Source organism: Streptomyces sp. NPDC007872 (genome assembly GCF_042868165.1).
Taxonomy (GTDB): domain Bacteria; phylum Actinomycetota; class Actinomycetes; order Streptomycetales; family Streptomycetaceae; genus Streptomyces.
This window is the reverse complement of the sequence record NZ_JBIAEA010000008.1, coordinates 136,591-163,570: the sequence shown is the minus strand read 5'-3', so window position 1 is coordinate 163,570 and position 26,980 is coordinate 136,591. Positions and strand designations below refer to the sequence as shown.

At 69.2% G+C, this 26,980-nt stretch carries 2 protein-coding genes; both read right to left on the bottom strand.

Annotation, left to right across the window (positions count from 1 at the left end):
• Positions 1–32: 32 nt before the first annotated feature.
• Positions 33–26,498 (bottom strand): UvrD-helicase domain-containing protein, encoded by a 26,466-nt coding sequence (locus ACFYNX_RS26620; RefSeq protein WP_388664797.1) that lies wholly within the window; start codon positions 26,496–26,498, stop codon positions 33–35.
• Positions 26,498–26,980: a hypothetical protein gene (locus ACFYNX_RS26615; RefSeq protein ID WP_388664795.1), complete on the bottom strand. Its 483-nt coding sequence runs from the start codon at positions 26,978–26,980 to the stop codon at positions 26,498–26,500. The genes ACFYNX_RS26620 and ACFYNX_RS26615 overlap by 1 nt, the downstream gene beginning before the upstream one ends.

The following is a 26,980-nucleotide window of genomic DNA, read 5'->3' as shown; positions in this document are numbered from 1 at the left end:
TCCTTGAAGCCCATCCCTCCGTACGGACTCCGTCAGCGCATGGACTGCGCGCTCGCCGACTGCCGCATGTGCTCCCGTGTCTCCTGTCCGTCCCGTTGAATGAACGGCCCTTCAGGACGGCGTGCCTGGCGTGCCTTGGCCCCGGCCTTCAACTGGCTCAGGACTCTGCTGGCCTGCAGAGCGTTGGCCACATGTACCTCTCCGTACCGCTCGATGCCCGCGATGATCTTGTCGTTCGAGACGCCCTGCAGTTCAGTTCGTGTGAACTGGGCTACCGCCGGTCCGCTGGGGTCGAAGCCGAAGCGCAGTACCCCGTGGTGCTGAGGATCGGGAGTGACGGCCACGTAGACCGGCAGAACCCCGTTCAGCGTTCCGTGCAGAGTGGGCTCGATGGGGGCGGCCGGATTGTCGAGGAGGCGCAGGAAGTCCTCCCGGATCTGTTCCGTCTGAATCGGCCCCGGCTCCGGCCTCGGTTCCTGGGGCCTGCGCGTCAGGATGGCGTGCAGAACCTGCCGCGCGGTCGCTCCACCCAGATCGTCGCGGGTGAACTGCGCAGCGGCCCGCGGGGCTGCGGGATCGAAGCCGAACTGCAGAACCCGTCCGCTCGTGGAGCTGTTGGTGACGCGGACGTAGAGGGGTGTGCCATCGAGGACGGTGTGCTCGATAGGCGTGATGGGCGCTTCAGGATCATCGATGAGGTCGATCAGGCTCTGCCGCAGCGCCTCCCCCTCGGCCAGCCCGTAGGGCTCAGGGACGCCGGTCTCCTGAGTGGGGTCCTGAAGATCGGCGGCCGTAGGCGCTTCGGGCTCGAGGTGCGGGCGAAGAATGGGCCTGGCCACGGGAATCGCCGCACTTGCGGGCTGCGGTGCCAGCGGGGCGCGCACGGAGAGCCGACGGACAGTGGGAGGCAGTTCGAAGGCAGCCGTCACGATGTCCACGGGAGCCGGCCGAACGTCGTCGCCCGTGACGAGCGTTGCGTCCAGGAGGTAAGTCCTCTCGCCACCTCCGTGGGGGTGCTGATGGGTCACCTTGGCCCGGCCTCGTACACGCGTGAGCCCGGCTGGGGGACCGACGTCCACGGCTCCGGACGAGGAGGGACGAAGGTCGGCGTCGATGTCGAATTCGATGATGTCGCCGTCGGAGACCCAAGCCCTGTCCAGGCTGAGGCCGATGGGCACCCCGGTGGGGTCCAGCACGATGGCGTCGCCGGGATGCTCGACGGGCAGGTTCTGCGGGAAGTGCCAGGTGCTGCCGTCGTCAAGAGTAAGGATGACGGTCCCGAGCTCGCTCGGGATGGTCGAGATGATCTCCCGGGGCTTGCGGTCGTCGTTGATGGACAGCCAGGCCCAATCCCCTTCGGCCATCTGGTCAGCCCATCGGTAGCCGTCTTCCGGTTCGGGTGCCCCCTCAGGCCGGGGCTCGAAGAGCTTCCACATCGCGTCGCTCGGCGAATCGTCTCTGCCGTTCTCGCGATCGAACAGGGCTCGCTCACGCAGGAGCTGGTGATTCATATGGACGATGCCGGCAGGGCTGAGTCGAAGGGCGAGGGCCGGGCCGCTCCAGTCGATCCGCTGGCCTGCCGTGTCCGTCAGCTTCACGACCCTGGCGGCGAACGCGTGGGCTTCTCCCAGGGACGGCAGGCTACCCAGCGGCTGAGGGGTGACCTCAAGCGTGTTGCGGACGCTGGTGGTGAGGTAGAGGTCGGGCAGCATTCCGTCGAAGTCGAGGCCGCTGCCGACCGGAATGACCTCGTACGTCTCGCCAATACGGCGGATGGCGAACTGGCCATCATCGGTGAGCTCAACGAGTTCCCGGGCCTTGGCCAGGCGTCGCAGCTCGTTGCGGCGGTGCCCGCTGATGCCCTTGATCGTGGCCGGTCCCACGAAGTGGGTTCGCACCTGGCCTACGCTGCTGAACCGCTGCCCAGCGCTGCGACGACTGTCCTCATCGTCCCCATCGGACAAGTCCGTAGGTGCGGCGACCAGAACATAGCTTGTGGAGCGAATGTTGTCGAAGTGCTCCCCGGTGTCGGCGTCCAGCACCTTGAACCAGCCGCGCTCGGCGCCCTTCTCACTATCGGACTCTGCAACTCGCACCCGCCGCGGGGCAGTGAGGGGGAGCAGGTTGGTGCGCGGTCCGGTGCCCTGCCGCGGGTTGCTCACCTCTCCCTTCCACCAGAAGGTGCCGTCGGGCCCCGTGATCTCGCCGAGCCTCTTGACGGTGGTGATGTCGAAGAGGTCATCGTCGGGCGCGGCCGGGTCGCGCTCGATGAGCTCCGGCTCGGCTTCGGCGGCCGCAGGCTCAGGGGCTTCCAGACGCTTACCTGTCTGCTTCTCGTAGGCCCGTGCGTAGCGTCCGTCGGGCTCGTCCAGGCCGTGCTGCACGAGCGCCCGGCGGATGGCGTTGACCATGTCATTTCCGTCTTGATCGCGGAAGTGCATGCCGCGCGGGATGACGTGGGGGGCGTCCCAGGGGAAGATCCGGCCCTGCTCGTCACGGATGCTCTCGAGCGCTGCTGCGATCGCATTGGCTCGTTCCCGGCTGGGGATCTTGTCACCCCATGGTCCGAAGACCTTGGTGAGACGATCGGGCGTCCGCAGTTCGTAGTTATCGGCGCTGATCGTGAGGATGGCGAGCCGTCCGCCCTTGCTGAGGTGGGTGCCCGCGTGCTCGGCGCCGTGCCGGTGGCAGAACTCGGTCAGCTTGCGCTGGCCGAGTTGGTCCGGGTCGGCTGGGTCCACCCGCCGGCTGCGCAGGTGTGCCTTCAACAGCATATTGGGGCTGGCGTCCGGGCCGTCTTCCGCAGTGACGAGGAACCGTGGGGCGGGCCCGGCAGGCGCTTTCCTGCGCTTGCGCGCGGGCTGAGCCGGTGATGAGGCGGACTTCGACAACGGGGTGTCGACGTACCGGGCGAGGGCTGCAGCGGCGCCCTCAGGGCTGTTGTAGAGGCTGCTATCGGCGGCACGGGCGCCGGTGGCCTGGAATCGGTAGCCGCTGTCGTCGACGGTCACCGTACCCAGCAGCGTGCCGTTACGCCGTACCTCTTGAATGCTGCCGAAGAGGTCGACCGGCTCAAGGTCGAGGTCGGCGAGTTCGTCGCTGAACCCGTCCCAGTCGCCTGTCTTGGCCGCATCAGCTTCCTGGTTACGGCGCTGGGCGAGTTCAGCCTGCATGTGATCGCGCTGCTGAATGGCTCGGACGCTCAGACCGCTGTCACCGCTCTGAGTGTGTGCGGTGATCCAGTCATCGAGGGCCTTGGCTCGCTCTTCCAGTTCCTCAGCGAGCATGCTCTGGACGGGCCGGGAGATGAGCGGCGGCCGGGGTGCCGGCTGCTGCGCCGTGCGCGACACCGGAGCTTGCGGCTCTGCAGCCGGCGTCATCGGTTGATCGATGAGGGTGACCATCTGGGTGCCGTCGCGCCAGGCCATGACCTCTTCGAGACCGTGGAATCGGCCGCGGCTGTCACGAAGGTTGTGCCGGTCGCACGCTGCGACCTGGGTCCACTCGCCGGTCCGCAGCAGGACTTCAACCCGGCGGTCCGAGTTCGGCTGGAGCTCCTCGGGGTTCCACCGGTTCGACCGCTGGGCGTAGGGAAGCTTGCGGAGTTGGGCAAGAAGGGCAGCGCTGACGTCTTGGCTCTGGACTACGCCGCCTGCCTGCTGCTCAGAGATGGGGGCCGGTGCACCGGCGGTGGGTACGGCAACGACATCGTCGAGAGTGAAGGTGACGGCCCGGCCGTCGTCCGTGGTGGCGGTGTACTCCTCCCCAGCGGTGCTCAGGATGGTGACGGTGCTGTAGAGGAGCTCCAGCTCGTACTCGTCCGCATCTCCCAGGGCGTGCGCGGGGTGGTGCGCGTCGACGACGCGGACGCGGTCGCCGGTGTGCAGCACTTCGGAGAAGACGGCCGGATCCGCTGGCATCCAGCCTTCGGGGGCGGCTGCCGCCCGGTGCAGACGGTCGTGGGCTGCCTCTTCCTCTTCGACGGCCCCGCCTTCGACGGGTGTTTCGACTCGTCCGCGGAAAACGCCCGGCTCGCCGAGGGTGCCGGAGGCGTACACGCTCTGCCCCACCTGTACCAGGCTGGCTCCGGCCGGGTTCCACAGCGTGACCACCCGCGTGGTTCCGGCTTCCGTGGGGATTTCGACCTTCACCCACAGGCTGGTGTCGTGAGACACCTTGGCGATCACTCGGCCGAGGGTGGGAGGCAGCACGTCGCCCGCGCGACTGACTTCGCTCTCCGGTTCCGGGCTGACGGGTGCTTCGGTTCGCAGGTCAGGAGCGAGATCCAGAGCTTCGAGCATGTGCTCGGCGTCTGCCTTGGTGTCGTAGAGGCATTCGCTGGGCGTAGCTCCCTGACGGACCCACACCACTTCGCGTGTGGCTGTATCGATCACGGCCCATCGTCGGCCTGCACTGGTGGCCTGGTTACGGACCTGGAAGGCTGGGCTGGCGGCGGTCTCGGCCGGCGTGCTCGTGGAAGCGGGCTGCGTCGACTGCGGCCTTGGAGTGCCCGGTGAGGGAGTTACTGCAGGGGCGGTCTGGTGAGCAATGGGGGCCGCGAAGAACGGGGTTCCCGTGCGGAGGGTGCTGACGTGCTCGCCGGTCACCGCGTTCTTGACGTCGACGACGCCCCGCGCGCCGATGGTGAGACGTACTCGGATGGGCTTCTTGAGCGCCTTTTCGCGGCCCGCAGCGCGGCCGCCCCACCAGAATGTGTCGTCGGGGCTGGAGAGCGCCTTGGCTTCCATGGCCTTGAGTACCTTGAAGGTTTCCTGGGCCGGTGGTGTATCCGGGCTCGCAGGGGTCTCGACAACGGCATCTGTTGCAGGGGCAGATGGTGCGACGGCGGCGGGGCGTGGCGCGGGTACCAGAGAGTGTCCCGGCGGCAGCGCGCTGGCGAGTTCCTCGTCGGGGACCGCGTCGAAGATGTAGCTCAGGGGTCCGGCATCGAGGACCTCTTGGGCGCGGGTGACGGTGACGTACTGAAGGCGGAGTTCTTCCGGCTCGGGAATGGTCTCCGGGTCGATGCGGCCGTCTACGTACTCGGGGGTCCGCCAGTCGCCGGCGATCCGTACGGACTGCCACTGCAGGCCCTTGCTCTTGTGCGCCGTGGCGATGACCACGTCCGGCGACGCGTGCTGACCGACGATCTCTCCGGGCTTGTCGCTGTAGTCCGCCTGGAGGTCGGCGTCCATGTCGTCGATGAAGGCGCGGACAGCAGTCTCGACGTCGTCGAGGTCGACCCCTCGGTGACTGCGCCAGGACGGATCGAAGCGCCAGCGGGTGTTGGGCTTGTCGTAGGTGAACTTCCCGATGCCATTGCGGCGCCGGTCCTTGAGCCACTCGCGCAGCTCGTGGTCTTCGAAGTCGGTGCCGTAGAGGTAGAGGCTCCCCTCTTCCCTGGTGATCTGGATGCGCTGGGAGAGCAGGCCTGCCGCTGCGATGAGACGGTCGAGCTTGCCGGTCTCGTCATCGTCGATCAGGCGGACGAGGGTGCGGAAGCTGCCCGCGGCCTTCTTGTGCTCCTCCACGAAGGTGACGGCTTCGTCCCAGGTGGTGAATCCGGCAAGGTCTTGGTGGAAGGTCTTCTTGCCCTCCTGGAGATCCCGGGCGGCCCTGACGATCTTGGCGATGTCGTCCAGCCCGCCGATGACGGCGACGCGTTTCCCCGCGTCCAGTGCAGCGAGTGTCTCCGCCACCACGTCAGCGTTCGTACGCACCAGGACGGCATCTGCGACTTGCAGTTTATCGAGGCGAGAGGCCTGTCGATCGGTGCCGACAAGGTCGGGGCGCTCACCGGCAAGGTGCAGGAACCGGTTGGCGATGTCGGCGACTGCGGGGCCGAATCGGTGGGACTCGGTCAGAGGCAGGGTGACATCGACGGGGAAGTTCTGGAGGGAGTCCTCGGCGCCGCGGAAGCCGTAGATGGCCTGGGCGGAGTCGCCGACCACGATGGTCTGGACCCCGGAGGCGGAGGCGGCCCGCACAACCCCGTCCATCACGGGGTTGATGTCCTGCGCCTCGTCGAAGAAGATCACGTCGGCATCGATGGCGTAGCCCGCGAGGGCCCACTGCTTGACGATGTAGTCGTGCGAGTAGGTGAGGCGGCCCGTCGGGTTGGTGATGTCGGCCCACATCTGCTCGGCCCACGGCTTGAGCACACCGAAAAGCTGCTTCTGGGTCCATCCCTCCTCGACCATCCAGTCCGCGAGGTCGACGTGCTCCGGACCCATCTCGGCGTCGTTCGACAGGCACCAGGCGTCGACGAGGCCGCGCGCCCGGTAGGCGCCCTGTTCGCGACGCAGTCGGCCCTTGCCGACCTTGAGGTCCGGGATCCCGAAGAGGTTGGCAATCTCGGTGGGCGGCTGCCGCTTGTAGCGGTTGTCCTTCTCGTCGTTGGGCATGCGGTGCTTGAACGGGTCGCCGACCGCGCGCATGGCCATGGCATTGGCGGTCATCGGCTCGACGTTGCGCGGGAATTCGCCCTTGGCCTTGGCCTGTTTGGCCTCATCGGCTACAGCCCGGCCGAACGCGAGGTAAACGATTCGCTTGCCCGGCATGCGCCGGGCGATGCCCTTCAAAGTTGTGGTCTTGCCCGTGCCTGCGCGGGCTTGAACAGCCACATCAAGGCCTCGGCCAGCCGTGGCCTCGTAGATGAGCTCCTGCTGGCTGGTGGGTGCGAATGCCTCCTGCGCGCGGGCGGCAGTGTCGATGGCACCCCACTCGTCGTCCGAAGGCGCGCCCTCCGCCGCGTCAGGCAAAACAACCCCAGGCGACCGAATGCCGTCCTCGCGCTGCGCGGTACCTGCCGACTCGGACGCAGCGGAGATGGCGGGTGTCGCGGGCTCACCGGTCCGGCGCTCGCCTGCCTCCTGTGCTGCCTCTTCGTAGGCCTTGACGGCTTCCTGCCAGGTGCTCCCCCTACCCGCTGCATCAGCGGCGCTGGCGATGAAGCCAGTGCCCTCACGGTGGAGACGGCACAGCACGGTGGCGCCGGACGCCTGGACGAGGAAGACCTCCCAGCCGTCGTCGCGGGAAACCCTCTCGTAGGTGCGAGGCCGGCCCTGGGTGTCGGCTCCGGCGTCCTGAACGTCGTCGTCGGGACCGCGTCCCGGCTCCTGCTTCGGTGTCGGTGTCACCGGCTGTTCCGCGGCCGTGTTGGCGGTGCTCGGCTTGGCCGTTTGGGTGGTAGGGCTGGTCATGCGGATCTTGTCGAGGGCCAGGCGTGCCTGGCCCGACATCGCGCGCAGGGCGGCCTCAACGTCCGGGTGAGAATGGGCAGGCAGGCTGGAAAGTGCCTGGCTGAGCGACTGCACCGCAGCCAGGAGGGTGTCCAGGCGCTGCCACGCCTCTTCGAGGCTGTCAACAGTCTCGGGCAGCTCGTTAAGCATGATCCGCTGCAGGTTCGTGAACCCCAGCGCAGTATGGGTCCCTTCAATGGTCTTGAAGCCCGAGCCGGTCACCGTCCACCAATGGAGCTTGGCGATGGCCCGGACCCGCTGGTAGTCGCTCAGCGGGCTGTCGTCCGCCACAGTCGTCTGGAAGACGGTCTGCCATGTTTCAGGGAGCTCTACTGTCGCGACAGTCCGCTCGGCAAGCTGTGTCGCCAGCCGTCCGATCTGCGCAACCCTGCCGTGCAGAGTCCCATCGCCTTCAGCGAGAAGCCGCTCCTGGATTGCTGTCGCGGCCCGAGCAAGCTCAAGGGCCAGCGCCACGGCCATGGGCTGCTTGACGGCGAACAGGCCCTCGTCGCGGACCGCCTTCAGGGCAGCATTGAGGCGCTGAGCATCAGCGCGCCCGTCGGGAGCCGCCGACAGCATGGTCTGCCACGCAGGGCTGTAGCGCAGGCCGCGGTTGTACTCGCTGCGGAGCTCGCCCAGCAGTCCCAGCACTTCCCTGGTGTGCGCGAAAGGCTCGCCAGATTCGACCTGGGGGATCCCCGTGAACCGCAGCGCCGCGTTGACCGGAACGGCCGCCGGAGCCTGGCTCTCGCCCCCTGAAGCCTCGTCACGCGCAGCACGGCTCTCGAAGACAGGAAGTTCGCGGCCCCCGGCGGCGGTCAGAGCCCGCAGGGCCTCCACTCGCTGCGTCCGGGTCTCGAACCTTAGGTTGGACGGCATCGTGTGGCAGTACAGGCCCGATCGGGTGTCGGGTGACATGCTCTGCCGGTTGAAGCCCCGGGGTCCGCCAGCGACCTCCAAGGCGAAGACCAGGAATCGGTCTTCGTAACCGACTCCCCACACCCGTGTGTGCTCGGGGTGGTGCTCGATCCACACCTTTCGGTGTGCGAAGTCCCCGATCGGTCCGTGGAGCGTGGCGTGCATGTCGGCGAGGTGATCCGCGGAGCGGGCCACGGTATCGCGTCCGGTGACGGGCTGGTCGTTGTAGGTGGTCTGGTGCTTGCCGCGGTTGAAGGTACGGTTCTCGACCCGTCCCACCACCGCGCCGTCCGGTCCGTACACCACGGTGTGCTCGTGGCCGGTGACCTGGTGGTAGCCGGGCCGGTCGGGCAACGGCTGAGCATCCGCAGGCAGGTCTGCCGGCGACGTGAGCTCTTGTTGCTCGCGTTCCTGCAGGATGGGCCCTGTCTGCTCTTCGCGGCTGGCGGTGCGGCTGTCGAAGTCCTCGACGACGGCCGCTGTAGCGCCGGCCTTGGACTCGAACGGCTCACGGAGGGGGGAACCGTCGATGCCCGTGGCGATGTAACTGCCGTCCGGGTGAGCCGTGACGGCTCCGACCCACTCACCGTTCAGGAGGACCGGCGTAGTGGCCTGCCCATCGGCCTTCTGCTCGGCGAGTACCGCCCGGGCGGCCAGTTCCTCGGCGCGGGCACGTCCGCCCAGCAGGAGGGCATCGTAGTCGGAAAGCCCAGCCGGCGCTTCCGCAGGCGGGGTGTCGTTGCCGGTGGGCTCTTGGGCGTCGATCGCCATCTCGACGGGCGTCTGGGTTGCCGGCTCCTGTGTGGCAGGGGTGGCGCCGGTGTCGGAGACCTCGGGGGCCATCTGCGTCCACGGGCGAGCAGTCGCCCCCTGCGGGTCGTCGGACGCCGGGGTGATGACTGCTGAGTCCGGTGTCGGAGCAGCCTCGCTGTCGAGTTCCCGGCTGCCGGATACCTCGGGCGAGATCGCCGTGGCTGCAGTCAGTCGTGCCGCCGCAGCGCTCACGTCCGTGAGCTGCTGAGACCAGTGGCCCGTGATGTCGGCAGATGCGCGGGCTCGGCTGGCGACCTCGTCGAGGCCGTCTCGCTCGGCCGTTTCGGCAAGGGCCAGCAAGGCCTTCCGTGCGCTGGTGACCTGTTCGCGCAGCGTCTTCAGGGGTGTGGGGCGGCTGCGGATCGCTTCGCTGGCTGCCCTTACCTCCTTGATCGCGGACCACAGAGTGCTGTGCCCCATCATGGGGATCGACACATTGGTGTGGAGTCGCTCCAGAGCCTCGAGGAGTGCGGGGCGGGCCGCCCGGGTGACGATGGCTTCCGGAGGCAGTGCCAGAGGGCCGACGGCTTCACGCAGCGGGCCGGCTGCGGTCATGCCAGCGGTCAGCCGGTAGGTGACTGTGGTCCCGCCGCGGGTGCCGTCGATGACCATGGAGCCGTCGGCGAGCCGTGCCACTTCCGTCACGGTGAATGCAGGCGACCACGTCTCAGCGGTCAGAGCTCTCCCCTGCGCATTAGGCACGCGGATGCTGGAGCCTGGCCTGATCTGCGCCCACGCGCCGCGCCGCCAGCCAGCGGGCGCGATCTCGTGAAGGCGGTCTTCGGAGCGGATGGCGGCGCCTTCCGCCCCTGACTTGGTCTCCCTGGCCACGATGATGTGGCCGTCCAAGTCGACGACGAACCACTTGCGGTTCTTCGGCTTCACCTCGATGGGGTCGGTCCGCTTGTCGTTGTTGAAGAGCGCTCCGAGCGGTTCACCCCACTCGTTGGACAGCAGCTTCCCTCCGAGCCGCTTGAGCTCGACGGGGTCGGTGTGAAGTGCCTGGAGGGAAAGCCGCAGCCTCTCCTTCTCCACGAGCTTGCCCGCGCGTCGCTCACGGGCCTCGTTGATCTGCGCCCTGCGCGCTTCCACGAACTGGCGGTGCGCCTCGTCTGCGAGGGGGAGGTCCAGCAGGGCGGCTTGGGCGTCGAGGATGTCGGTGGGTGCGTTCGCGATGCCGCTCGTGCCGGGCCTGGCCGTGGTGATCTCACCGACCGGATCGGCAGCTGTGATCATGTCCTGGCCGCGCCGCAGAGCGAGGATCGCGCCGTACGGCTTGGTGTGGAGAGCGGTGGTCAGTTCGGTGGTGTGAAGCTCGGTGACCGGCTGCCACCAGGCGACGTTTCCCGCGAGAAGAACCTCGTCGCCGATCTTGAACTCGACAGGGCTCCACTCTCGGCCCCCCGGCGTGCGGGTGAGCTTGTCGAGGTCTTGGCGCTGCGCCAGATCGAGTTCGGGCAGGGTGGTGTCGGCCGGTCCCTCGCCCTCCCGCGTGAGGTGGACTGCGATGCTGCGGTTGTACCGGAGCATGCCGCGGACGAACTGGCCCGTCTGGTACTCGCGCTGCTCGGGCGAGACGTTGCTGGTTTGGACGTAGGCGCCGTGAGAGGGAGCCTTCTTGAAGTTGTGGGCGCGCAGCTCAGCCAGGACGTCGCTGTCTGAGTCCTGGACGCCGTAGACGTGGGTGCGGCCGCCGGCGGTGGTCTCGTGCCAGATCCAGACCTGCTCGGCCGGTCGGGGACCGATCTGCTGTGTTGCCTCCTGGAGGGCCTGGTGGCGTTCGGCGATGAGCGCGGCGCTGCCTGACGCCGTCCTGCCTCCCGGCTGGTGGTTCCCGCCGACGGAGATCGTCCAGTTGACCTTGTCCCGGAAGGGGCTGTTGCCGTAGCCGATGACATCTGCGCCCAGGCCCACGGTGATGCGCTGAGAGTCATCGCGAGCCATGTCGGAGTAGGGGTCGTACTCCCGGGGCCGATCCATCAGCCACCAGTAGCCGGGCATCCCCGGGATTTCCGTGGCGTCCTGCGGGGCCTGCTCTGAGGCTGCCGGCTCGCCGGCATCCAGAACGGCACCTTCGGTGCTCTGTGCTGCCTGCTGCGCGGCTTCGTCGAATTCCCCCGCCGCAAGCGGCGCCGTATCCGCCAGCACCTGCTCAGCCGTGCCGGGAGCGGTATCGGTGCCTGCGGCTACCGCGGCGGGCTCGCTGACCTCGGCGACGGCGGGGTACTGATTCATGACGTTCAGTACTTCTGTGATGGTGGGGTGGACCGTCCCGCCGCGCTTACCTGCGCGGCCGTCCGCCCACAGGGCCTGAGAGCGCATCTTGTCTGCGGAGAACCGACCCCTGCGGATGCTCCAACGCAGAGTGAAGGCCCACCGGCCGCGCCTGGTTTCTGCCTCTACCTCCACGACGAGGTTCTGGCCGTACCCGGTGCCCTGGGTCTTGCGGGTCATGGTCCACCCACGGGCCTTGGCGGTGTTCCACAGCTGGGTGACCGTAGGGGGCACCGAGAACTCCGGCGCCCACTCGGCGCCCTCCGCAATCGGGGCCTCACCATCGTCGGAGGGAGTCAGGCTCGGCTGCGCCTCCTCAGCGACCGCTCCTTCCTGTGGGGCAGGGACGGCCGGTGCAGGAGCGGTCCGCTGGGCCGGGGCCGTGGCGGCCGTCGCGCGAAGCCGGGAGGGCATCTCGTAGGCGTGCCCGGCCAGCACGGTGACCAGCGCGTGAAGGTCGGACGAGGACTGACCCGACTGATCGAGGTGCTGGCGCAGGGCCACCAGGTCGGGCAGGAGCCGCTCAAGAACGTTGGCCCGGTCCTGGGTCCGGGTGCCGTCCAGGTTGTTCCGGTCACCGGTATTGAGCTGTTCCAGTCCATCCAGCACGCGCGCCAGAGCGGGCTGGTGCTCGAAGGACAGGGGCCAGGCGCGGCGGCCCGCTGCGCGCAGCGCGTCGGGGAATTCCCGCAGATCGGCGAAGGCCTGCAAGAGGCTGACGCGGTCGAGGTAGGTGGCAGGCCAGGGGTGGGGCCGACCGCCATCCAGGGTCCATACGCGTAGGGCATTGAGCACGGCCGCCTGGAGGTTGCCGTAGCCGCGGCGCTGTGTGGGCAGGACGGTCACTTGGTCGGCCGATTGGCCGGGCAGGGTGTCGCCCATCACCGTGTGCCAGCCGCCGCCCTCTTCGACGAGAGTGGCGATGACCTGGTCATCGGGCGCCCGCAGGGTATAGGCGGGGCCGTGCCAGATCGCGGGTTCGGCCGTGAGCCGGAATCCTGGCGCCGCGTCCACGCTGTATGCGGGCTGGCCGTCGTCAGTCGTGACGGGCTCGAAGCCGCGCGCCTCGGACTCGCCGAGCGGCTCAGGAGACTGGGCTGCCGGGGACAGTCCCCGGGGGTCGGGGTAGCCCAGGCGCGGCAGCAGGAACGGGTCCTCACGCCAGAGTGCGATGGAGCTGGGGAACACACGGGCCCACTGCTCGCCCCATGCGGTGGCGGCCATCCGGTCCGCATGCCGGGCCGCCGCCTGCGTGAAAGCTGCAATGGCAGGCTGGAGTTGGAAAGCGAGTGCTCCGGCGAGGCCTGCAGCTTCGCCGGCTTGCTTGAGCAGGAGGCTCGAGTAGACGGTGTCGTGCGGGGTGACGGCGGAGCGGAATGCGGCGAAGGCCTCGATGAGGGCCTGGGCCTCTCCGGTAGCGGGCCAGTGCGGGTGGGTGATGAGGTCCCAGGCCGCTGTGATGACGCCGTTGGTGGAGCGGGTCCACTGCGGAGCGTCGAGGAAGGCGCCGCCTTCGGGTTCCGAGGCGGGCAGGTCGAACAGTGAGTCCGATTCCTGCGCCGGCGTGGCCGTGTAGCGGTTCCATGCGGTGGCGAGTGCCGTGGCGCTGGGGGTGCCGCCGGCCTTCATGGCTTCCCACACCGCGCGGGAGGCACGGTCCAGGCGCTCCTGGGCTTCGCGGTGTTCAGGGGTGCCGGGCGCGGTGCCCTCCAGGGCCGTCGTCGCAGCGAGCAGCTCCTCGCGACGGCCGTCCGTGAGGCCGAGGGCGATCCATGCGGGCACCTCCGACCAGCGGAGCACAGCCTTCATCGCGGGCCGCTGGGCGGTCCCGGTCGTGCTGATCTGGATTCCCTCGGGCGCCGGGTCGATCCGCTCCACGTCACGAAGGGCTTCGGCGCGGCGCGGTCCGCCGAGCCACTGGCCCCGCCCGGACGCGACGAGTTCGCCCTGCCAGGCCTGCCACGTCGCGGGATCGTCCATGAGGCGGACCACCGCGGTGAGCGGGCTGGAGGCGGGATTCGGCTGTCCGTCCGTCCCCCAGGCGTCGACGCTCTCCTGGATGACGGCGTGCAGCTCGGTCAGGCGCATCCCGGGCAGTCCCGCCGCAAGGGTCTCGGCCACAGGGGCGCTCTGGGAAATATCCTGTCGCCGGGGGTTGAGCGCGGGGCGGGGGATGTCCTCGAAGAGGTCATCCCAGGCTGCGGACGCAGCGGTGGCAAGCCAGCGGTCTCGGAGTTCAGTTGACGCACCGATCGCCGTGGACAGGGCCTGAGTGGCGTCCTTCGGCACGTCCTGGAGCGGCCAGGCACCGCGGAGCGCATGCAGTGCTGCGGTGAGCTCCTCGACCGCATCGTGGAAGGCGAGAGGCTGTTCCAGAGACCCCCGGGAGTAGGCGGCGAGAGCCGCCCGCACCTCGGCCTCGGCGCCCGGACTGCCGGAGCGCTGCCCGAAGTAGGCCGTCTGGGTCAGGCGGCGGACCGCCTCGCTGAGCGCGCGTCGCGGCTCACGGATCTGGCGTCGCTGGGTGAAGGCCTGCGCAGGGCCTTCCTGGGACTGCTCGGGCTCGTCGTTGCCTCCCGGTGCCGGGGGCGGCGTCTGGTCACGCCCACCATTCCCGCCGACTGCGGGCACACCGGCACCGTCGCCCGGGCCCTGGGCTTCGCCCGGCCCTGCGAAGTCCTGTCCGGCCGGACCGTCGCTGGTCGCAGACGGCGTGGCCGCGCGCATTGTGACGGCCTTCTCCTGTCCATCATCCGAGCCAGCGGGCGCGAAGATGTTGGACGTCTGGGCGAGCTGGGCGAGGTTGTCCGCGTGACTACGGGCCATGTGGACTGCCGCTGAGATCTCTGCGCTTCCGGCGTCGCGATTGCGGCGGCGGGAGTCCGCATAGTCGGCTGCCTCATCGGCGAAGGCCCGGAGTGTGGCGTAGTCGCCGTAGACGACGTTGCGTGTCTCGGCGTCGAGCAGGGCGGCCAAAACAACGGGGGCCAGACCGACCCGGTAGGGGTTGTCGGACTCAAGGACCACCTGACGGACCAGGCCGAGGAGATCACGCTGCACGTCAGATGCCTGCGTCTGGGTCGCGGGGATAGACCGCTCGGGCGCGGGCTTCTGGGGGACGCGGGCCGGACGGGTTGCCCCGTCGGTCGTCGTCCAGGCCAGGTGGCGTGCGAGCTGGCCGGTGTGGTGCCCGACGGCATCGTGCAGGGCCTGCGCCCACTCGGCTCGGCTGCCGTCGGCAGCGTCGGCGAGACCTTGGGCTGCGACAGCGAGGAGGCGGTGGCGGTTCAGCTCACCGGCGAAATCACCGACCGCATAGTGCTCGTCGCGGATCCGCAGTGCCTCTGCCAGCAGGCGGGTCTCCTCGACCGGCTCAGCATCTGCGGTGAGGTGCTGCGCCAGGTAGGCGAGCGCGCTGATCTGCCGCTGATCACGAAGGAACGCTTCACCGGAATACTGCATGCCGGCCCGCGCCAGGGGAACGTTCGGGAGCAGCTTCTCGCTGATGGCGTCGGCGGCACCCGCGAGCAGCGTCAGTGCGTGGTGTGCGGGAACGGCGGCGTGGCGGGTGCTGGGCCGGCCGAGCGTGTCCTCCAACTCGCGGCGCACCACGCGGGCGGTGTCGGCCAGGCGTTCGGCGTGCGAGGCCTGCTCCGCCCATCCCTCCACGCTGCGGATACCTGCGAGCCGGTCCTGGATCGCCTGGAATTGCTGCGGGTCGGTGAAGTGGCGGCCGAGATGGGCCAGGGTGCCTGTGCGGAGTGCTTCCAGCGCCTGTTCGAGCGCCTGTGCCTCCTTTTCGGTGGTGATGGGCCCGCTGATGGCCTCAACAGCGTCGCCGAGTTCCTGAAGTGTCACCTTGGGCATGCTGCGCCGACCCGAGACCGCGGCCTGCTCACTCCCGCCGACCGGCTCCAGGATCAGATGCTCGTCACCGACAGCGAGGCGGAGCGCGCCACGCTCCTCGTCCGGCGCGGAGGCGCCGGGCCGCAGAGCGAGCGCGTAGACCTCGGCGGCCGTGTAGGTCGCGGTCGCGTCCCGGGGGTCGGCGCCGGCTCGGCGCAGCAGCTGGGAGGCGGGCATGCGGCGGCCGATGGTCTGCGCGAGCTCAAGTGCCTGCTGCTGTTCGACGGTGGCACCACCCGTCGGCCACATGCCGTCCGCCAGGGCCACGGTCGTGGCGTGCATGTGGGCGGCGTGGTCGTAGGCGGCATCGGCCAGCTGGTAGGCGGCAGGGTGGTTGCGCGAGTCGTCCTCCATCTGGACGAGGAACTCGCTGGCAAGGTCGGCAATTTGCACGGTCAACCGGGCTGCATCGGGGTGCGTGCCTATCGGTCCGGTGAGGGCGTCGGCCCACAGCGCGGCCGCTGCCCGGTCGGCGATCTCCTTGATCGACTTCTCGGCCCGGTACTGGTCCCCGCCCCAGGCACGGGTCCAGTTCCCTAGGGCCGCGACGAGCTTCAGTGCGCCGTCGCGGGCTGCGGCCTGGTCGGGGTAGGGGTCCTCGCCCTCCCCCATGCCCTGCGGATTAGCCAGGTGCCAGGCTCGTATGGTAGCCGCGGGGAGGGCGGCCTCGACAGGGACATCCGGCGGTGCGGACGGCTGGGCGGCGGCCAGGCGCGCGACCAGTTCGGTGCGCAGGTAGGTGTGCAGCGTGTCGCTAGGGGCGGCGTTCTCGTCGAAGTACTGCGCGAGCATCGTGGCAGGCCAGGAGTCCTGGGCGTGCCGCTCGGCGTGATGCTCGGTCCAGAGGGCAACGATCTCGTCCTGGTTCTCGGGCCGTCCGGGGGCAAGGCGCAGCCTCAGGTCGATGTCGCTGCTGGCCGCATCGGCCAGCGCTGCGATCTCGTCCGGCCACTGGGCCCAGGCACCGGGTACAGGGGTGCCCGCGTCCGGCAGTGGTTCGGGGGTGTGGCCGGTGGAAGGGGCGGCTTCCAGCAGGCGCTCCCACAGGGTGCCGAACACGCCCACCAGTGCGACCGGGGTGACGTTGCCCTCAAGCACGCGCTTCAGCCGTGGGGACATGGTGTCCTCGCGGTCCTGCAGCCACAGCCACAGGGACGGTGCGTAGGGCAGGACGCCGGCCTCGGAGGAGGTGTAGTGCACGGTGCTCATCAGCGCCGGGTCGGCCAGGGCCAGCTCGGTCAGTGCCGCGAGCTCGCGCTCGACGTCGGGGTGGGCCTGGTCGAGGGCGCTCTGGAGGGTGCGGGCACGACTGGCCGCAAAGACGCCGAGCGTGCGCAGGTTTTCCAGCTGCGGGTGGTTGCGCGCCTCGTCGGCTTGTTCTGCGGCGACCTCGCCCGCGAGGCGGCTGATGTGGTTCAGGAGCGCGGGAAGCCCGGGCCGGTCCAGCGGCTCGGTGTACTCGCCGGTGATCAGAGTGAGCAGGTGGTGCAGGAGGCGTTCACTGCTGCGTTCCTCGGACCGGAGCAGGTCGGTCGAGGCCAGCTCTCGGGCACGGTCGAGGAAGCGGGTGTATGCCGGGGCCATGTCCTTGAAGCTGGTGGGCGGTATTCCCGGTTCGATGGTGTCCGCGTTGAGACGGAGGGCCTGGAGGTGCCGCGCTGCTTCCTGGGTGGTCTCGGGGGTCGTGGCGAGGGTTGCTGCCCATCGCTGGGCGTGGTGGGTCAGACCGTGCGCGACGGTGTACCAGTCCGGGATGCGGGTCTGGGCGATGGCGGGGTCGGTCTCTTCCCGGATTGCGGCCCTGGTCATCGCCATCTGCGATGCGTGGGTGAGGGCGGCCAGGTAGCGTGCGGGGTCGCCATCGTGCCACCGGTCACTCAGGAGGGCATGGATCCGCGGGTAGGGGGAGGCGTTGTGGTCGAAGGCGATGGATACCGGGCCGACTCGGTCGGCGACCAGCTCCTGCCACCACTGCTTGACCCGCGCGTCCTCCTGCACGGCTTCCTTGACGCTCCCGTATGGCGCAGCAGGCCTGTCTTCGGCTCCTTGTGCGACCGGAGCGGAGCCTGCCATGGGGCGCTGGGCGAACCGGGCGAGGTAGTTGTCGCTGCGTCGCAGCAGGACGCGCAGTTCGGCGATCCGTTCCGGTTCGGGGCGCGTAAGGGGAGAGGCACTCCACTGCCGGTGGAGCTCTTCAAGGTGAAGATGGGCGCTGGCCATCGTCAGCCAGTGCTGCCAGCCGTCCTGGTCCTGTGCGCCGGGAGCGGTAGCGGCGGCTGCGGCCCAGGCTTCTGAGGCAGAATTGCCCGACCAGGCGTCGATGCTGCGGGCCATGGGACCGTTCTGGCCGAGCCAGCCCTGGACGTCGGCCACCAGAATCGCCGCGGCGTCGGTGGCTTCCACCGTTCCGGGGGTGTACGGGGTGGGGGCGGGAAGGTCCACCAGCCACTCCCCCGCATCCGGCGTGCCGACCGCAACCGCCTGGGTGGCACTCGGCGCGGCCGCGGCCTGGTTGCCTGCGCCGGCCAGCGCGGTGGCGGCGTGGTCGATGAGGGCGGCCTGCAGCGGTTCGTCGAGCTGGAGAAGACCGGGCCAGTCGTGCGGGTTGTCGTGGAGAAGGGCGCGCGCGGCGTCGGGGGCGAGGTGGCCGGCTGCGGCCGTAAATCGGAGCGCCTGGTCCTGGTCTGCGAGGCCCCCGACCGTGCCGCCACGCTTGCGCTGAGGGGTCCCGATGGTCCAGCCGTCGAGTCGGTTCGCCGAAAGCCGCAGGGTGTGACCCTCTCCCAGCACCTGTGCGAGGTCTGCTCCGCGGCATACGACCGGTTCGACACCGCGCCGGACTACGTACAGCGTTTCCGGCTCGGGGAGTATCGCCAGCCGCGCCGCTTGCGCGGTCTGTGCGGTGACGTGGGCGACGAGGACGTCAAGGGTGTCGGAGGGGCCGTTGAAGTAGGCCTCGGAGAAGGGGGATTCGGTACGGTCCTCCACTATCCGGAAGGCGAGCTCGTCCACGCGTTCCCGGATGGTTTCGCGGATCTCATCGGGGGTGTTGTCGACCAGCCAGCCCGTGAGTCGTTCGTCGGCCGCCGCGTGGTCAAGGAGCTCGTCGACCTCGGCGGCGTGCTCCTCCCACAAGGTCGGCAGAGGCAACCGGCCCCCGTGGCGGGCGGGGGTGAGGCCGGTGGCCTGTTCGGTGACAGTGTGCGTAAGGCGTCCAAAGGCGCCGACCCAGCCGTTTCCGGTGGTGTCTGCGGCCAGCGTGTGCCGCAGCAGCGGCGACATCGCCCCTGCGCGCTCGCGTACCCAGTCGACCATGGCCGGGGCGAACGGCACGCTAGCGTACGCGGTGAGTGGGGAAGCGGGGGTGCCTACGGCCGCCAGCAGCTGCCGGTCGGCGAGGGCTTCGGCTGTCAGCGTGGCCAGTTCGTCGTCGAGCCGGCCGCCGGACTCGATCAGGTGGGTGTGCAGCCGCCGGGCCAGGCGCATGGCCGAGGTGCCCAGTGCGGGGAGGTCCTGCCGGGCGCTGGGGCTCCACCCTTCGTCGTCCCACTCCTTGCGCACCTGCCGGGCCAGGTCCGCTGTGGCCGCCAGCAGGTGTGGCCATGCGGCATCTATCCGCTCTGTCGACGGCCGGGGAAGGCGGTGGATGGTCTGGGCCAGCTGGGCGAGCTGTCGCTCCGCGGCGGACCTGTGCGGGCGCGCGGCTGCGGCGACTCGCTTCGCCCAGTCGGCGACCGACTCGTGTGCCGTCTGGAGGGCCTTGTTGTCCTGCTCTGCGATGGGCGTCGCGAACGGCGGCGCCGGGGGAAGGTCGCGGTAGGGAACCGGTACGGGCCGGGGGCCGGCCGTGCATGCGGTCTCGGCCAGCTCGGGGTCGGCTTGCAGGGTCGCGGCGAGGCGGCCGACGTAGGTGGCGAGCGTGCCGGACTTCGGCTGGCCAGCTTGGGCCAGGTTGTGCATGACCATCAGGTGCGCGGCCGCGGTCTGCGGGATACGGGCGGTGGCGAGAAGAGCAGAGTTCAGCAGTGGATCGGCTTTCGCCGTGCCGTCGGTGTTGTGCGTGCGGCCCGCGGCGCGCTCCATCGCCTCGAGAGCCTCGGTGATCTCTTGCGGAGCGTGGAAGCGCGACCATCCGGCCGCCAGGGATTCGACCCACGTCTGTGGAAGATCAGGCGCGGTGAGAGCGAGCCGCTCGATGTGCGTGGCAGCGGTCCGGGCCAGGTGGCGAAGGCGTGGTGCTGCTCGGTAGCCGTCGACGTCCTGCGCGGCGAGCCGAAGGGTGGCCCGCTCGGCTCGGGTGTAGGCCATGAGCTGGCCGGCCCAGTCTTCTGCGGGGACCGCCTTTGCTGCGGCCCATGCGGCGTGGAACGTGGACAGGGCAGGCTGAAGGTCTTTAGTCGTGTCCTTGCCGTACTCCTGCGTCCACTGCACGTAGCTCTGGTCGAGCCTGCCAGCAGAGGCGTTGGCTGTGTCGAATGCGGTAGCGCCGAACGGCTGGGCCCGGGCGTCGCCGAACTCCCAGCTCTCCTCCGGCCGCGGGTAGGCCTGTACGTCTTCCGGCCGGCGGGGGGTGCCCCGGGCGGGCTGGGGTGCGACGACCGGCTCCGGCCCGGACGCAGAGATGGGGTCGGGGTCACTGGTTTGCCGGGTGGTCTCTGTGGCGGCAGTCTCTTCGGCGGTGGCCGCGTTGACCAGCGCACGGAAGGTCTCTTCGTCGCCGCGGCGCAGCGCCGCAATGATCTGCTGGTTGGCGGCCGCCCACTCCTGGATGTACTTCTCAGTCTGGGCCCGGGACTCGGCGTCGATGTTGCGCGCGACACCGTCTTCCGCTTCCCAGCGCTCCAGGGTGGCGCGGTGGCGGGCCAGGAAGTCCTTCGCCAAGTCGCTGAAGACGCGAAGCGGTTCCTGCATGACCGTGCGGTCGCGGCCCTTGAGGGACTTGAGGAGCCGTTCGGCCTCGGCCAAGGAGTTGGTCAGCGATGCTTCTGCGTCGTAGAAGCCCCGGTCTTCCTGGGCGGCGACCGCGGCGTGCACGCTGTCGCGCAGGCGGTTGAGGGCAGCGGGGACGGTGTACAGGTCCCAGATCTTGCGGGAGGCAGCAATCAGGGTGATCGAGGCGCCTTCCACTTGACGGAAGGCGTAGGCCCACGCTCGCTGGTGAGGGAAAGGCAGTGCGGGTGCTGGCACGGGCCTTGCGGTGTCGGGAGCACTGTCCGGGGCTGCGGGCTGTTCCCCGGCGCTCTGGGCGGGGTCGCCCTGCATGTCGTGGACCTCCTTTTGCAGCTCGGGGGCTGTGGCGGCCGGGGTATCGCTCTGCGGGGTGGTGGTGTCGGCTGCGGGGGCAGCAGGGCGGCGGGCGAGGCCGGTGGAGCGGGCGTTATTGGAGACCGCTTCCCAGCGGCTGCCGTCGCGCAGGCGGGCGCCCAGGTGGCGGCCCTGGCTATTGACGGTCAGGACGGCCGGGCTGGTGTCCATGAGGTGGCGCAGGAGGGCGTGGGCAGCCAGTGGCTCGTTGTTCAGCAGGTACTTGCCGTCTAGGGAGAGGTCGTCGAGGCGGACATACTCACGTCCGTCCTCTGCGCCGCCCGGGTCGGGATCGGGCTCGTTGGAGTCCTTCCAGTTCGCCAGTGCCGCAGGGTCGGAGAGGGTGGCGGTCCAGCGTTGCTCGTGGAGGGCTGCGAGCCGGTCCAGGCGCTTGAGGTCGGTTGTGGCGGGGTTGCGGCCAAGCGCGTCTGTCGCCTCGGCGATGGTCTGGCGCCACAGGTGAGGTGCCACGATCGAGGCGACCGGGGTCAGCGCGCGGCCTTCCAGGCGCTGGTGGCGCATCTCGCGGCTTTCCTCATCCAGGCGTTCGACCGCCCTGGCGAGCTTGCGGCCGCCGGGCGCGGTGGCGAGGCCGGGGTGACTCTGCACGACGGCTGCCAAGGCTTCGGCGAGGAGGCGCTCAGCGATGAGAGTGCCGAGCCGGTCGGTGTAGTGGGTGAACGCCTCCGGCTCCTCCTGCTCGCCGCCGGCGCCGTTCGATGCGCCATCGGCCCCTCTGCCTGCGGCGGTGCTGCGGCGCGAGCGACGGGACGATCGGCCTCCTCCCCCACCGGATCCGGCGGACACGACCACGTCCTCCGCTCCGGCCGTGGCGTAGCTGGGGACGGCTCCCTCCGGGCTGGACCTGGCGGGGGCCGCCTCTGTCTCCAGTTCCGCCATCAGCTCGGCCAGCTCGGCCTGTGCCTTGGCCAGGTTGTCGTTGTCGTGGAAGTCCCCGCCGAGGTGCGCTTCGGCGTTCTCGATCTCGCTGAGGGCGTGGGCGCGCTCGCTCTTGGCCACGGTCAGGTCGTCTTCGAGGTGTGCGAGACGGTACTCGAGGGACTGGAGAGTGCCGGAGACCGATCCGGGCTCGTTGCGCAGCTTCTTGATGTCGACGACGACGTCCTGGCCGGCGCCGAAGTTGAGGCGCAGGTCGAGGAAGTCGAGCCGGGCGAAGATGGGGACGCCGCCGAGGACGCCGACTTCGACCGGCAGATGGCCGGGTTTGCCTTTCAGTTCGTCGACGGCGCCGGTCAGCGCGTAGGCCAGGGCGGAGGCCGCTTCCTTGCGCTTGGTGTAGGAGCGTCCGTCCACGGTGATGTGGAACGCGGTGTCGCGGGTGGAGCGCCGTGTGCCGGGCGTGGTGGCGCCGCCGACGATGCCCGTGAGGAGTTCGATCTTGGTCTGGAGCTGTTCCGCGCGCAGGGTCTCGGTGCGGATGGTGTACTTCAGGCCCTGCTGGGCGGAGTTGTGGGCGTGCTTGTCGGCCTCCATGCTCAGGATTTCGTTGGTGAGCGTTCCGATCGCCATCAGGCGCGAGTCACCAGCTCCCATGCTGACGGCTTCGAGCATGTAGTCGAGGTCGTCCATGGCGATGTCTTCGATGGTGCGGTCGGTGATCTTGCCGCTCATCAGCTGCTGGATGAACTTCGCCTTGCCCAGCACGAGCTGCCACACGTAGGCGTCGAAGCTGTTCTCGGTGACGTAGTTGTAGACGTGGACGGGCCGGCCCATGTCGTAGTTGAGGTTCTTCTGCCGTACGACGCGGCCGTTGCGCTGGTGCAGGTCGACCGGGCGCCACGGGCAGTCCAGGTGGTGCACGGCGATGGCGCGCCGCTGCACGTTGGTGCCGGTTCCCATGGTCTCGGTGCTGCCGATGAGCACCGAGACCTTGCCGTTGCGGCAGTCGCGGAAGAGGGCTGCCTTCTCGCGGTCGCTCTTGGCCTCCTGCATGAAGCGGATGCCGTCGGTGGGCACGCCGAGGGCGGTGAGCTCCATGAACAGCCCGTCGTAGACGGTCCACTTGCCCTGCCGCAGGGCCTCCTTGGAGGGCGTTCCGAGGTCGGCGAAGACCAGCTGGAGGCTGCCCGGCAGCCCGTCGGGCACCGCGTCCTTGGGGCCCTGGTAGATGTCGTTCTTGTGCTGGTGGTAGAGGGCCGCGATCTTTTTCGCCGCGATGGAGATCTTGGTCTGCTCGTCGGGTTCGAGCGTGTAGCCGATCAGGCGCGGGTCGAGAGCGCCCTGCCTCATCCAGGAGGCGAGCTTGAGCATGTTGTCTTCGCTGGGGTCGACCGCGCGCGTCCGGATGGCCGAGGCGCGCCGCTTGGCTTCCTCGGCGATCTCGGCGTGCACGCTGGTGGGCGGGCAGTTCACCATCTGCGGCCCGCCGCCGACCACCTCGGGGGTGGGGAGTCCCAGGTCTTCGGCCGTCTTGACGTCGGCGGGCACCCACCAGGCCGTCAGTAGCTCCGGCATGTTGGTGAACCGGGCGAATCGTGACTTGGTCTGCAGGCCGCCCTCGGGCGCGATCTCGATCCGGGTGTCGACTTCGGCGTGGTTGGCGACCCAGTCGTCGAAGGATTCCAGGCCTTCGTCTTCGAGGATGTCGGGGCGCAGCAGCTTCATCCACACGTACGCCTCGGCGATGGAGTTGACCACGGGGGTGGCCGAGGCGCCGGTGATCACGCGGGCGCCGTAGGTGCGCCGCATGTATTCGAGCTTCATGTGCAGGTCGGTCGCCCGGATCGACCCGGCGATCGACAGGCCTGCGTTGTTGCTGGGGTTGTACAGGTTCTTGAAGTTGTGGATCTCGTCGACGAACAGGTAGTCGATTCCGAGCTGCTCCCAGGACAGTCCGGAGTCGGCGATCGAGCGCATGCGCTGCTTGAGTGCCTGCTCGCGGATGAGCTTCTTGCCCTCGACCGCCTTGACGGTGTCGTCCTGTTCGGGGTCCTCGCCCGCGGCGATGAGCTTGGCGCGCCGCCGTGAGAGGTCGCGGTCGAACTCGGCGAGCTGCTTGTCGATGTAGGTCTGGTGTTCGCCGGCGGACAGCGGGATGGCTCGCATCACGCCGTAGGTCATGATGACCGCGTCCCAGTCGCCGGTGGCGGCCTTGGCGGCGAATCGTTTCCGCTTACGCCGGGTGGAGAGGTCCTTGGTGGAAGCAGTGAGGACCTTGGCTCCCGGGTAGGCCTGCAGGAACTCGCGGGTCCACTGTTCGGCCATGTGGTTGGGCACCACGATCGCGGGCTTGCGGGCCAGACCCAGGCGGCGCAGCTCCATGGCGCCCATGGACATCTCGAGCGTCTTGCCGGCCCCGACCTCGTGGGCGAGGAGGGCGGCCGGTTCGTTCAGGATGCGGGCGACGGCCGCGCGCTGGTGCGGGCGGGGGGTGAAGGCCGTCGACAGGCCGGGGAAGGCCATCTCCGGGACGTCGTCGTAGTTGCGAAGGACGATTGAGTTGAACCGGCTGTTGTAGAGCGAGGCGAGGCTTTCAGCCCGCTCGGGGTCTTTCCACAGCCAGGCGCGGAAGGCGTCGTTGAGTCGGCCGGCCTGCTTGTTGGCGATGGTCGTCGCAGTCATCGCCTGAGCGCGCAGGAGCGCCTTCTCGTCGCGCGTGGCGTCCTCAGGGGGGGTGAAGGTGACCCGTATGGGGCGCTGATTGAGCAGCGCGGTCGCGAGCTGGACCGCGTTCATCTCCTCCGTGCCCCACACCTTGGTGGTCATCACGGTCTTCTCGCGGCTGCTGGAGAGCGTCCAGGTGGAGCCCGCGGCTCGCTCGACCTTGATCGACTCGTCTCGCAGGGTCTCGCGCAGGAACTCCTGGACGTAGGGGGCCGCGACCCAGGGGGCTCCGAGCTTGACCCGGATCTCCTCGGGCGGGATGTCGGCGGGCTGCACGCGGGTGAGTTCGTCGACGTTGACCTGGAAGCGGGTGTCGATGTCGGCGGCGCCCTTGGCCAGGGCCAGCTTGGTGCGGACGTTGCCCGAGAGGTAGTCGGCGGCCAGGAGCAGGCGCCCGGTGTGCGGCTCCTCGAACACGTCCGTGCCCAGCGCGTAGCGGGCTTGGTCGTCGCCTTGGAGGTCGAGGAGGCGGGCGACGACGTCGAGGCGGATCACGCCGTGCAGGTCGAGGCTGATGGCCGCGGCTTCGCCGGGAGTGCCGGCCCGCTCGGGGATCTGGCGAGGGGATGCGACGCGCTGGGTGAAGATCTCCATCTTCCGCGCGGTGCCGGTCTCCTCGTCGTACTCCTCCAGGGCGTAGACGAGGGGTGCGTGCGGGTCGTCGGCGAAGCCGCCCTGAGGGTCCGGCACCTGTGACCAGGCTGTGAGCGCGCCGGATTCCTTCAGTTCGGCGTGGATCTTGCGCAGCTCGGCCAGCGGCTCGCGCAGCAACTGGGGGGCCTTCTCGGGGTCCCACTTCAGCAGCAGGTCCAGGTCGTCGTCGGTCTGCACGCCGTCGCCGAGGTTGTCGATGGCGGCCTGCTGCTTGGATCCCAGACGCCCCGTGACATCGAGGGCGGCCTCCATGAACTGTTCGGACAGCTCCTCAGGGAGGTCATCCCAGGTCGGCCTGCGGGTGCGTTCACGGCGCGTGAACCGGGTGATCGGCCCGTACCTGGCGACGTACTCGTCGTAGTGCAGGTTGAGCTGGCCGCGCAGGAAGTCCAGCCAGCTCTCTTCGGCGTCGGGAGCGGTCTCGGCGTCGAGCAGCTCGGAGACCGCGTCGCGGATCTTCAGAAGTGCCGCGAGTTCCTTGCGCTGGGTCTTGGGGCAGGCGTGCGGCTCGCTGTCCTGAAGGCGAGCAGACCAGAATGAGCCGTTCGGCAGGGCGATGATCCGTCCGTCGAACCGCGCGGCGTCCTTGCCGAACAGCTCGTAGGCGTCCGGCCCCCGCACCTCCTCCGCGCGGCGGGCCGGGTTGTCGGTCATGACGAGCCCGGACTGCACCGCGGCCGCGATCTCCTTCGACAGGGCGCGTTGCAGAGCGGCCGCTGTGTCACCGCCGCTGGAGGCCACCTCGGGCCGGTGCTTGTCGCCCCTGGCCCGGCCAGGCTCCAGGGTCCCCAGCACATTCGCCGGGTGCTGAAGGAAATAGGCGTTGACGTCCATCTGCTTGCTGTCGACGGAGATGGTCTCGGTCTTGGCGAAAGCGGCACCCCTCTTGCTGTGCGAGGGGGCCTTGCGCCGGAAAACAAGCAAGTCGGTGGCGACGTCGGTGCCGGCGGCCGCGGCATGTGCACCGTTGGGCAGGCGGATCGCGCACACGAGGTCGGCAAGCTCGGCCATCTCCGCGCGCGCGGCCTTTGAGGTCTTGTCCATCGTGCCCGTGGAGGTGATGAATGCCGCGACGCCCCCGACGCGCACCGCCTCCAGCGCCTTGATGATGAAGTGGTCATGCATCGGGAAGTTGCCCGGGTTGTACCGGGCATCGGTCAGTCGCGCTGCGTGGAACGGCACGTTGCCGATGGCCGCGTCGTACTCCCCCGGCTTGATCCGGGTGTCCTCGAAGCCCTCGTTGCGGATCCGTGCGCCCGGGTACAGGGCCTGGCTGATGCCAGCGGTCACCGAGTCCAGCTCGACGCCCGTCATCTGCGTGCCCTCGGGCGCCATGCCGATGAACACGCCGGCCCCGCTGCCGGGCTCCAGCACACGGCCGCCCTTGAAGCCCAGGGCCTGCAGCGCCCGCCAGATGATCTTCACGAACGCCGCATCCGTGTAGTGGGCGTTCAGCGTGGTGCGCCGGGCCTGCGCGTACTCCGCCTCACTCAGCAGACCGGTGAGCTCCGCCTGGGCGGCCTCGTACTTGGCCCGGCTGCCCTTGCTGCGCTCCTTGGACGGGTCGAAGACGTTGGGCAGAGCACCCCAGGACGACCACCGGGCCAGGACTCGGCACTCATCGTCGGTCGCCGCCCGCTCCTCGGCCTGCAGCACACGCAGGAGCCGCAGGGCCGCGAGATTCGCTTCCAGACGGGCCATCGGCGCGGCCGGCGCGAGGTCGTTCTGGCTCTCGGGACGAAATGCCCCCTGCTCGGCCGCCATTACAGCAGCCCCTCGGGACGCAGGGCCTCATCCGACAGGCCAGCCAGTTCCAGCAACCGCGGGACCGCGCCCGCGCGCAGACGCGCCCTCTCCTCGGCGCTGAACGCCGCAGCCCGGGTCCGACCCGCGATCAGCTCCAGGAGGTGGAACTCTCGCCACTGTTCCTCGTCAACCTCCTTTGGCGACAGGAACGGGTCGTCGTCCGGGTCCGGGTCACCGTCGGCCGGCAGGAGCACGAGCTCGCGAAGGACTTCGCCCTCGATCTCCCACTTCGAATGGGCGAGACGACCCAGGCGCTCCAGGTAGGTCTCCCCCACCACGGCCGAGACAGCCATGCGCTGGCTCGTCCAGCGCTCCTGTATCTCACGCTGGACATCCACTCCGAGGTCGGTGAAGAACTCTTCAGGGTTCGTCAGCTCGGCAACATGCTGGGGACGGTGGTCATGCCAGTGCTGCTCCGCGATCCGTCCGTACTGATTCAC